The following is an 8842-nucleotide window of genomic DNA, read 5'->3' on the forward strand; positions in this document are numbered from 1 at the left end:
TTCGATGGAAAGATTGCCAAAGTATGTGCTCATTATCGTAGATATAACAGTGCTATTAATAATGCTATTTATAGCATTTGTTATAGTGTTGAATGTGGGGGGAGAAATAGGACTACGATAGTGAATAAAAAGAATTGAGAATAGGGGCAATCGCCAGTATGGTGGATGCCCCTATTTTTATTCTCATTCTGTAGTGTTGATAATTTGTATGACCTGACCCCAAAAACTGTACAACCGGCGCCTGAAAAGATTTGCACTTCATCCTCGCTAAGCAATCAAACTGACAATATCTGTTAGAAGTTTGAATAAGCGCGAATCCGGGGTTGAATTTTTAGGGTGCACTATAACCCATTAGAAAAACCGCTTTGTAGAGCGGTTTTTCTGCTTTCCGGGTATTGTTGTGGGGTACAGTTATGGACTGGACAATCTATACCTAATAACCCAAGCGCATTATAGCTTTGACGTACTTTAGCGATAAGAGATATAATCCAACCAATCACAAAGCGCAAGAATGGAAGCTGGGCATAGCTATGAAGACAAGACTGACGCCATATTACATCGAACTCGTTTACGACGCGTGTCTCAAATCGTTTTGGAGAAAACGAGCCCTTTCAAAATTCCTGCGTCAGTGTGGTATATATGATTCGTTTTTTGCAACCTGGGAGGCAGGCGAATCCAAACGTGATTTTCTCGACCGCCTATTTAATGAACTCCCCAAGAATGATAAAGGTAGAAGCGGTCTTATGAAAATATCAGTATGCTTAATGGAGCAAAGGAGTTTCCCAGGCCTGCAGAACTGGGAGGACTCTGCTCTGAAGATCAAAGATGCGCATGATGCTGTCTCAAAGCTTCGGATACACCACGACCGTCAGGAGGAAGAGATCCAATCTGAAGAGGAGAAGAGATTAGCTCGGGAGAATTTTCGACAACGTCAAGAAGAGGTTGGCCGGTCACAACGGACAATACAGCAATTAAGTGACGGTTTGAATGAACCGGGAAAGGCACTTGGGACACAACAAGCTGGCTACGACTTTCAATCATGGTTTTTCAACCTCTTGGATTTTTCGGAAATCACCAACCGTAAGCCTTATGTTCACGAGGGGAGACAGATCGACGGGTCACTAACGTTGGTTGAAACAACATATCTTGTTGAACTCAAATTCACGGCGTCTCAAGCTGATGTGACAGACATAGATACGTTCTATAAGAAAGTCACCACCTAAAACAAAAAGAACTCAGAAAACCGCTCAGCAGAGATTCTATCATGGAGAACTTACAGATCGCCGAAGAAGCCAGAGTAACCGGTGCTGAGAATCTTTATTATAGAGAAGAGATTGCTTTGAATGAGACAAAGAAGGCGCTGGATGGTCTTCTTGATCGTCTTTAGACAAGATACTCTCATAACTTGACATGATTCCGCTGCGTCAACGAATTCAAGCTTTATGTTTTTTGCCTGATTGAGATAAGGGTATAAAACAAAATTGTTGACAAACGCAACTGAGTTGCATTAATATTCGTCTATGAACAAGAGCTGTTTTGATGAGCTAATTGAAGAATTGAGGGGTAAAGGCTTTCGTATTACAACGCTGCGAAAAGCCATTATCGAGGAGCTCGACGTGGCAAGGAAACCGCTTTCAGCCGCCGAGATTGCCGAGCTTCTAAAGCGCCGCAACCTAGAGCCGCATAAGACTTCAGTCTACCGTGAGCTCGGTTTTATGCTTGAGCAGGGTATTATCAACAAGCTGCCGTTTGGCGAGAAACAGGACCGGTTTGAGATAGCGGCGATGGATCACCACCACCATGCTGTTTGTCAAAGCTGCGGCGAAGTTGAAGATATCGATTGCACGGACGATATCCGCAGAATCGAAGAAATGCTTGGCGCACAAGATTTTAAAGTGAATTATCACCTAATCGAGTTTTTTGGTCTTTGCAAGAACTGCAGATAAGGGTAGATGGGATGGGAAGGTCGAAGAAATGAACCGGCGCTTTGTTATTGGGGTGATCGTCTTAATCGCCGCAGTTATCGGCCTCAGTTATGCCTTTGTAAACAAGCAAGGTGCAGGGCAAAAGAACATCGGGGTAGTGGCAAGTTTCTATCCTCTTGCCGAGTTTGTTCGCCAGGTTGGCGGTGGTAAGGTGACGGTTACTAATATAACCCCGGTTGGAGCCGAGCCCCATGACTTTGAGCCTTCACCCCAGGATATAGTAACGATGAAACAAGCTAAGGTGTTTATCTACACAGGTGTCGGGTTTGAGCCCTGGGCTGGCAAGGTTGTGCCGGATCTTACAGGAGTAACGGTTATTAATGCGAGCAAGGGAATCCCGCTCTTGTCAGCTACTCCGGAAGAAGGGCGGATAAATCCGCATAAGGCCGATCCGCATTTTTATCTTGATCCGGTCTTAGATCAAAAAGTCATCAAAACCATAGCCAACAAATTAGCCGAAATCGATCCGGCAAACAAAGCGTTTTACGACAAGAACGCAGCAGCATATATCGATAAGCTTGAAAAACTAGATAGCAAATATAGGGCCGGTCTCATTAGCTGCAATAGCCGGGATGTAGTCACTTCACATGCGGCTTTTGCCTACCTTGCAAAGCGTTACAATCTCACACAGATTGCAATTGCCGGGCTTTCTGAAGAAGAGCCTTCCCCGGCGCGTCTTGCCGAGATTACCCGGTTTGTAAAGGAGCACCACATTAAGTACATCTTCTTTGAAAAGCTGGTGAGTCCTCGTCTCTCAAAAACTATCGCCGGCGAAGTTGGGGCAAAAACACTCGTACTGAATCCAATTGAAGGGTTAACACCCGATGATCAGAAAGCGGGTAAGAACTTTATTAGCCTGATGCAGGAGAATCTTAAGAATTTGCGGATTGCGCTTGAATGCAAATAGGAAGTATGAAAATGGCAGAACCGGTTATTGAACTTGACGACATATCATTTAAATATAACGGTGAACCCGCCTTAAGCGGTATCAGCTTTACCGTTGAAGCGGGTGAATACGATGGCATTATCGGCCCCAACGGTAGCGGCAAGACGACGCTTCTCAGGATTATCCTCGGGCTCTTAACGCCAAGCTCGGGACGAGTGAGGCTCTTCGGCAAGAATATCCGTGAGTTTCAGGATTGGCCAAGAATCGGTTATCTACCACAGAGGGCAACGCAAGCCGACGTTAGATTTCCCGTTACCGTCAGTGAGGTAGTAGGCCAGGGCCGCATTGCCAAGGCGGGGCTGTTCCGAAGATTTACAGCATCCGATGCGGCGGCCATCCAGAGGGCCATGGAGCTTGCTGATATTCTTCCTTTGAAAGATCGCGTCATCGCTGATCTATCGGGGGGCGAGCGCCAGCGCGTCTTCATTGCAAGGGCCCTTGCAAGCGAGCCCGACGTACTTCTTCTTGATGAGCCCGTCACGGGGGTTGACGTGGCCTCGCAGGGTAAGTTTTATCGGTTCTTAAAGAAGCTTAATACAGAGCACGGTTTGACGATTCTTTTTGTCTCTCACGACATCGAAGTTTTAGCGCACGAAGCAACGAGGCTTATCTGTATCAATAGACGCCTTGTTTGTGCTGGACCGGCAAGCCTTGTCTTCGGAGAAAACCGGAACCTGCTTAAAGAGCTCTATGGTGAAAACGTTGGAGCAGATTTTAGAATCAGGGGAGGATAACATGCTTGCGATTTTTCAATATGATTTTATGATAAGGGCTTTTGTCGTTGGCATCACTGTCGGCGTTATCGCTCCCGTTATTGGTCTGTTTTTGATTGTGAAGCGTTACTCGCTCTTTGCCGATACGCTCTCACATGTCTCGTTACTCGGTGTCGCCATTGGACTTATCGCTAATACGCAGCCGGTTATTACGGCGGTTGTTTTTGCGGTGCTAGGTGCCATCGGCATCGATAAGGTCCAGGAGAGAACCAAGATTTTCGGCGAATCGGTCTTGGCCTTGTTCTTATCGGGCAGCCTTGCCGTTGCGACGGTGCTTATAAGCATTTCGGGGGGATTTAACGTCAATCTCTTAAACTTCCTGTTTGGGAGTATTACGACGGTTGAGCCAACGGACCTTTACTTTATCACGGCGCTCGGGGCAACGGTACTCATCACAGTATTTCTTTTGTATAAAGAACTCTTCTTTATCTCATACGACGAAGAGGCAGCGCGGATAAGCGGGCTTCCCGTCGGTGTGCTCGGGACTATCTTAATTGTCCTGGCTGCCGTTACTGTCTCTCTTTCGATCCGCATTGTAGGTGTTCTTCTTATCGGCGCGCTCATGGTGATTCCCGGGATCACGGCGATGCAGTTTAAGCAAAGCTTCAGGACAACGATGATCTACGCGATTGGCCTATCGGTACTCTCGGTAATCTTAGGCCTTTTTCTCTCGTTTTATGTTGGGATTGCAAGCGGGGGAAGCATAGTGGTTATCGCGCTGATCCTCTTTTTGCTCGCTATCATAGCAAGATGATGTATCATTGTTTTATTGCCTTTACTAAGGAGCCTGCAATTGAGAAGGTCGGGTATTAGCTTAAAGCTAGCTATCATCTATCTCATTATTGCCATCCCGTTAATTGCATTAATGATCACAATCTATTCGAGCTGGTATCAAGCAAGGACGGAAAGAACCTCACTGCAGTTGGCTGAAATAGCCAGATCGACCGATACTTCGTTTACGCTCTTTATTGACGGAATGATCAAGTCAATGAGGCTTGTAGGCTTAAATATAGTTAATAATAAATTATCTGCGCAAGAAACCTCATCAGCCCTTAGTGAGCTTCTTGCTATTTATCCGATAGATAATGCTGTTTTTGCTGACCCATCCGGCACAATAGTCGCTGCAACTGATAGCCATTTAGTCGGCCAGAGTCTAGCTAAACACCCCGCTTTCTCGGCGATTATTGCAGGCAACGAATCTAAGGGGATAGAGCCTGTTGAACGGGTTGTTAGCCCGGTTGGTTTTCATATTGCCAAAGCTATTAGGGATAGCAGCGGCACTATACAAGGAATTGTTAGCTGCTATGTTGACATTACGAGATTGGGCAGTGCGCTACCGATTAGAACCACCGCAGGAGCAACAAATATAGTTGACTCAAACGGCACTCTTGTTTTTCAAAGCGAGTTTCAAAAGCTTGTCCTGACGGATCCGTTCTGGGGCAAATATGGTTTTGTAAAGACCGCTCTTTCAGGAAAAAACGCGGTAAGTACCGATTTTGTGTTCCCGGCAACCGGCAGGGTTAGGATAATAGCAGAAGTACCGATAAGCGAATTTGGCTGGGCTGCCGGCTCTTCCGTTGACGCTGCTCAAGTCTTAGACCCTATCAGGCGAGATATTATTAATTCCGCTCTGGTTGCCACTGCCATATTGATTATTGCCCTTATTGTAAGCATCCTTATTGTGCGAAGGGTCATTAGCTCTCTTTCTTATCTTGCAGAGAGGGCTCGTGCCGTAGGCGAAGGTCATTTTGATGAGCCGGTCTTAATTGCAACGGGCGATGAGATCGAAGATGTCGCTCACTCACTTGATGAAGCAAGGCTTAATCTTAAGCAGGCGGTAGAGAATCTTAGCGAATCAAATAAGAGAATCCAGTTGCTTCTTCAATCAACTGACGAAGGTATCTATGGGGTCGACACGAAGGAACACTGCACCTTTATTAACAAGGCTGCATCTGAAATGCTTGGCTATAAGCCTGAAGAAATACTGGGCGAAAATGTGCACGAATTGATTCACAATAAACATAGCGATGGTTCACCTTATCCCGAAGCGGAGTGCCCCATCTACCGAGCTTACCAGACCGGGCAAGGCGTAAGAATTGACACCGAGGTGTTTTGGCGAAATGACGGGACCTCATTCCCGGTCGAGTACTCATCGTACCCAATTATTGAAGAAGGGGTTATTGAGGGAGCAGTTGTAACCTTTACCGATATTACAGAGCGCAAACAAGCACAGGAGTTAAGTGATGCCTTAAATAGTATAAATGCCGCTATAACTTCTACCCTTGATTTTAATGAAATAATGCAAATAGTTGTCATAGAGGCTTCTAAGGCTATCGGCTGTGAGACGGCTGGGATAACCCTCTATGAGGATGGCAACTGGGTAGCAAGGTATATCTATGGATTTCCAGAAGAAAAACTTGGAAGCAGGTATACGAACGAAGAGGTCCCGCATGCGGTGCTAGCCGCCAGAACCCGAAAACCAGTTATTGTAAACGATGCTTTCAATGATTCTAGGGTCAACCGTGAAGTTCAAAAGAGCCTCGGTATCCGTTCGGTTATGGTTATACCCCTAATGGCAAGGAAAGAGGGCATCGGGGCGCTCTTTTTTAACTACCGCACGTCTATTCATACTTTTACCGATGCTCAGGTTGATTTTGCCAACAAGCTTGGTCCATCGATATCGCTTTCGCTGGAAAACGCCCGTCTTTATAGAGCGGAGCAAAATATAGCCAACACCCTTCAAGAGGCACTGCTTTCAATACCTCAAAGGGTAGGGGGTATAGAATTCGGACACCTCTATCGTTCTGCGACCGAGGCTGCCATAGTAGGGGGCGATTTTTACGATCTCTTTGAACTCGAGCAGGGAAGAGTCGGGACAGTAATAGGAGATGTCTCCGGAAAAGGAATAGGGGCTGCAAGCTTAACGGCTCTTGTTCGGAATACGCTAAGAGCCTATGCTCTTGAAGGGCATTCCCCGGCGTTGGTTATGGCAAAAACTAACGATGCGGTGGCGGGCGCATCTTCTCCAAAATCACCATTTATAACGGTATTTTTTGGGATACTAGATGTAGAAACCGGACACCTTACTTACTGTAGTGCAGGCCATCCCCCGGCATTAATTAAAAGGAGAACCGGTAAAGCAGAACTTCTTGTTACGAACTCCCCCTTCATAGGAGCATTTGTCGGCCTTAGCTATATTGATGACGAGATAACTCTGGATAAAGGCGACAGCTTAATCCTGTATACGGACGGTGTAATTGAAGCAAGGTGTGACGGTGAGTTCTTTGGTGAGGAAAGGCTGGTAAGATTCATTGAAGAATTAGGGCCGGTGTCGGCCAGAGATCTTCCGCAAGCAGTTTTCAATGAGATTATGGGTTGCACCCACGGAAAGCTGTCAGATGATCTGGCGATACTCTCTGTCGGCCTTGAGGCAAGTAAACGGTAAGGTTTTTATGGGATTATCTTTATGCGCGATCGCTTATTGAAACGGAAAGGCCTTTGACCAAGACAAATCTCCCCACCGGCACAATCTCGCAGGGAAACGAATCTATAAATGCGTGCACTTTGCATAACCCGCCGGAAAGATAAATCTTATCGGGCCGCTTGCAGAAACTATACGTATTCTGCGCAATCCCACGGATAAGGGCCGATACGGCGGTTTCCGGCAGTAGTCCTTCGGCGATTAGGTCGAAGACGGCCCCGGTGCCGAGTATCCCGCAGGTAATTCCAATATCCATGTCGCTTGCCTGTAGCTCGTTGAGATTGACGGAAAGATGTTTTAAGAGCAGTTCAATCGTGAAGCCTGCCATAGCGCCGCAAATCGTGTTCCAATCGCCGTCATAAAACCTGCCGCCCCGAATGCGAACGTACTTAATATCACGGCTCCCGACGTCGAGGACAACAAAATCATCCTCATCAATAATGCTCTGGGCGCCGCGGGAGAGCGCAACAAGCTCGTTGATCGTGCGACGGGCATACAAACCCGCGTTATGTCCGGTTCCGACATCGACCGTAACCCCGCTTTTCGCCAGCTCTGATGACGGTACGATTTCGATTTTGTCGCCCCGTTTAATTTTCGAATATGAGGTTCCGAAGTCACCAAGTGTTAGCTCCATGGCTTTATTCCGGCGGATAGTTCCAGAAACGCCTCTAGTTTTGCCCGGGTTGAAGCCGACAACTTCTCATCCATATCGACATAAAGCCCGTTGTGTTTGGTGGCAAGGTATCGGGCAAGACTGCTTTTTTGGCAGAAGCTTTGTGTAAAGAATACGGTGGGCAAGGTGTCGGGAATCCGCATCTCGTAGTCGAGGCTCCAAGGTACGCGTGCCTCAACAGAGCGGGTCCAGCCGAGCACCTTGGTCTCTCGCGGAAACAGCTTAAGTAAACTAAAATCATTTGGCGGAACACCCCAGAACCCGACCCTAAACTGCTTATCCGAGAGTACGGTATATTCCCTTGCGGGTTGATGCCCTTTTACGGCCAGACCTTTGGCGATATAGCTATCCATAATCATTGCAAGCTTATCCGCCAGCGGCAGGTCGCTATCCGATAAAGGGGCCGGGTTTGGCGTCGAGGCTTTATCTTGTTGTTTGCTCCGGATAACCGTGAGGCCAAGCTCACGCTCAAGCAGCGTGCATACAAGTCTCGCGCCGTCGCACTTAGCTTCTCCGACTTCGGCGATTATGCAATCGATTGTGTCGCGGTGATGCATTGTGTTGCTTACTACTGTTCTTAGTATTGCGCAATAAATCTTTGGGATATATCGCTCGGCGAGCGACAACGGCGCATCCGAGCCGATGTCGAGATCGATGAAATCCCTGCCTGCATACCGAGCTAAAAGTTCGTAGTCGGGCGTGCCGATAATGGCGATCTTCTTCATGGTGCTTATGCGACCTCTGATATCTCTGACATCTCCGATATCGGGGATAGCTTAAGCGCTTTTGTGGCGTAAATCAGAGGAATCGAGACTACGGTAACCGCCATCTTCACTATGTATTGTCCTTTCATGAGGGCGAAGAGCGGCAGTCCGCCGCCGGCAAATGCCAATGTAATAAAGATGACCGTATCGATACCAAGACCAAATGTATTTGAGACAAGAACGCGGGCCCATTTGTTTTTTGCACCGAACCTCTGGCGCC

General features: G+C 47.2%; 10 protein-coding genes. 7 read left to right on the top strand and 3 right to left on the bottom strand.

Going from position 1 to position 8842, the window contains the following annotated elements:
- The first annotated feature begins 530 nt into the window (after positions 1 to 530).
- The 7 genes from COY37_RS06300 to COY37_RS06330 all read left to right on the top strand — a co-directional run bounded on the left by COY37_RS06300 (position 531) and on the right by COY37_RS06330 (position 7149).
- Entirely contained in the window at positions 531 to 1223 is a 693-nt protein-coding gene (locus COY37_RS06300; protein WP_286677510.1) for a hypothetical protein, read from the top strand.
- Between the two features lie 41 nt (positions 1224 to 1264).
- Positions 1265 to 1387 (top strand): hypothetical protein, encoded by a 123-nt coding sequence (locus COY37_RS06305; RefSeq protein ID WP_286677509.1) that lies wholly within the window; start codon positions 1265 to 1267, stop codon positions 1385 to 1387.
- Between the two features lie 133 nt (positions 1388 to 1520).
- Positions 1521 to 1946 carry a Fur family transcriptional regulator gene (locus COY37_RS06310; protein ID WP_286677508.1) on the top strand — a complete coding sequence of 142 codons (426 nt, stop codon included), beginning with the start codon at positions 1521 to 1523 and terminating at the stop codon, positions 1944 to 1946.
- Positions 1947 to 1974: 28 nt separating this feature from the next.
- The gene (locus COY37_RS06315; RefSeq protein ID WP_286677507.1) at positions 1975 to 2892 is read left to right on the top strand and encodes a metal ABC transporter substrate-binding protein; all 918 of its coding nucleotides are present in this window, start codon (positions 1975 to 1977) and stop codon (positions 2890 to 2892) included.
- 11 nt (positions 2893 to 2903) lie between these two features.
- On the top strand, positions 2904 to 3665 hold the full coding sequence (locus tag COY37_RS06320) for a metal ABC transporter ATP-binding protein (RefSeq protein WP_286677506.1): 762 nt from the start codon (positions 2904 to 2906) through the stop codon (positions 3663 to 3665).
- 1 nt (position 3666) lies between these two features.
- Positions 3667 to 4458: a metal ABC transporter permease gene (locus COY37_RS06325; protein ID WP_286677505.1), complete on the top strand. Its 792-nt coding sequence runs from the start codon at positions 3667 to 3669 to the stop codon at positions 4456 to 4458.
- A gap of 39 nt (positions 4459 to 4497) precedes the next feature.
- On the top strand, positions 4498 to 7149 hold the full coding sequence (locus COY37_RS06330; protein ID WP_286976805.1) for a SpoIIE family protein phosphatase: 2652 nt from the start codon (positions 4498 to 4500) through the stop codon (positions 7147 to 7149).
- A gap of 19 nt (positions 7150 to 7168) precedes the next feature.
- Here COY37_RS06330 and COY37_RS06335 read toward each other — a convergent pair whose 3' ends face one another.
- The 3 genes from COY37_RS06335 to COY37_RS06345 form a co-directional block, all read right to left on the bottom strand.
- Positions 7169 to 7819 carry a hypothetical protein gene (locus COY37_RS06335; RefSeq protein WP_286677504.1) on the bottom strand — a complete coding sequence of 217 codons (651 nt, stop codon included), beginning with the start codon at positions 7817 to 7819 and terminating at the stop codon, positions 7169 to 7171.
- Complete coding sequence (locus COY37_RS06340; protein ID WP_286976808.1) at positions 7810 to 8583, bottom strand: hypothetical protein; 774 nt, start codon at positions 8581 to 8583, stop codon at positions 7810 to 7812. Before COY37_RS06340 ends, COY37_RS06335 begins: the two co-directional genes overlap by 10 nt.
- Before the next feature lie 5 nt (positions 8584 to 8588).
- On the bottom strand, positions 8589 to 8842 hold a 254-nt coding region (locus COY37_RS06345), incomplete at its 5' end, for a VUT family protein (protein ID WP_286976811.1).

The organism is Candidatus Aquicultor secundus (assembly GCF_002791875.1).
In the GTDB taxonomy this organism is placed as follows: domain Bacteria; phylum Actinomycetota; class Aquicultoria; order Aquicultorales; family Aquicultoraceae; genus Aquicultor_A; species Aquicultor_A secundus.

What these genes read in the sequence shown, in the direction of transcription:
- COY37_RS06300 (WP_286677510.1), top strand. Translation starts at nt 531, where the DNA reads ATGAAGACAAGACTGACGCCATATTACATCGAACTCGTTTACGACGCG.
- COY37_RS06325 (WP_286677505.1), top strand. Translation starts at nt 3,667, where the DNA reads ATGCTTGCGATTTTTCAATATGATTTTATGATAAGGGCTTTTGTCGTT.
- COY37_RS06340 (WP_286976808.1), bottom strand. Translation starts at nt 8,583, where the DNA reads ATGAAGAAGATCGCCATTATCGGCACGCCCGACTACGAACTTTTAGCT.
- COY37_RS06320 (WP_286677506.1), top strand. Translation starts at nt 2,904, where the DNA reads ATGGCAGAACCGGTTATTGAACTTGACGACATATCATTTAAATATAAC.
- COY37_RS06310 (WP_286677508.1), top strand. Translation starts at nt 1,521, where the DNA reads ATGAACAAGAGCTGTTTTGATGAGCTAATTGAAGAATTGAGGGGTAAA.
- COY37_RS06335 (WP_286677504.1), bottom strand. Translation starts at nt 7,819, where the DNA reads ATGGAGCTAACACTTGGTGACTTCGGAACCTCATATTCGAAAATTAAA.
- COY37_RS06305 (WP_286677509.1), top strand. Translation starts at nt 1,265, where the DNA reads ATGGAGAACTTACAGATCGCCGAAGAAGCCAGAGTAACCGGTGCTGAG.
- COY37_RS06315 (WP_286677507.1), top strand. Translation starts at nt 1,975, where the DNA reads ATGAACCGGCGCTTTGTTATTGGGGTGATCGTCTTAATCGCCGCAGTT.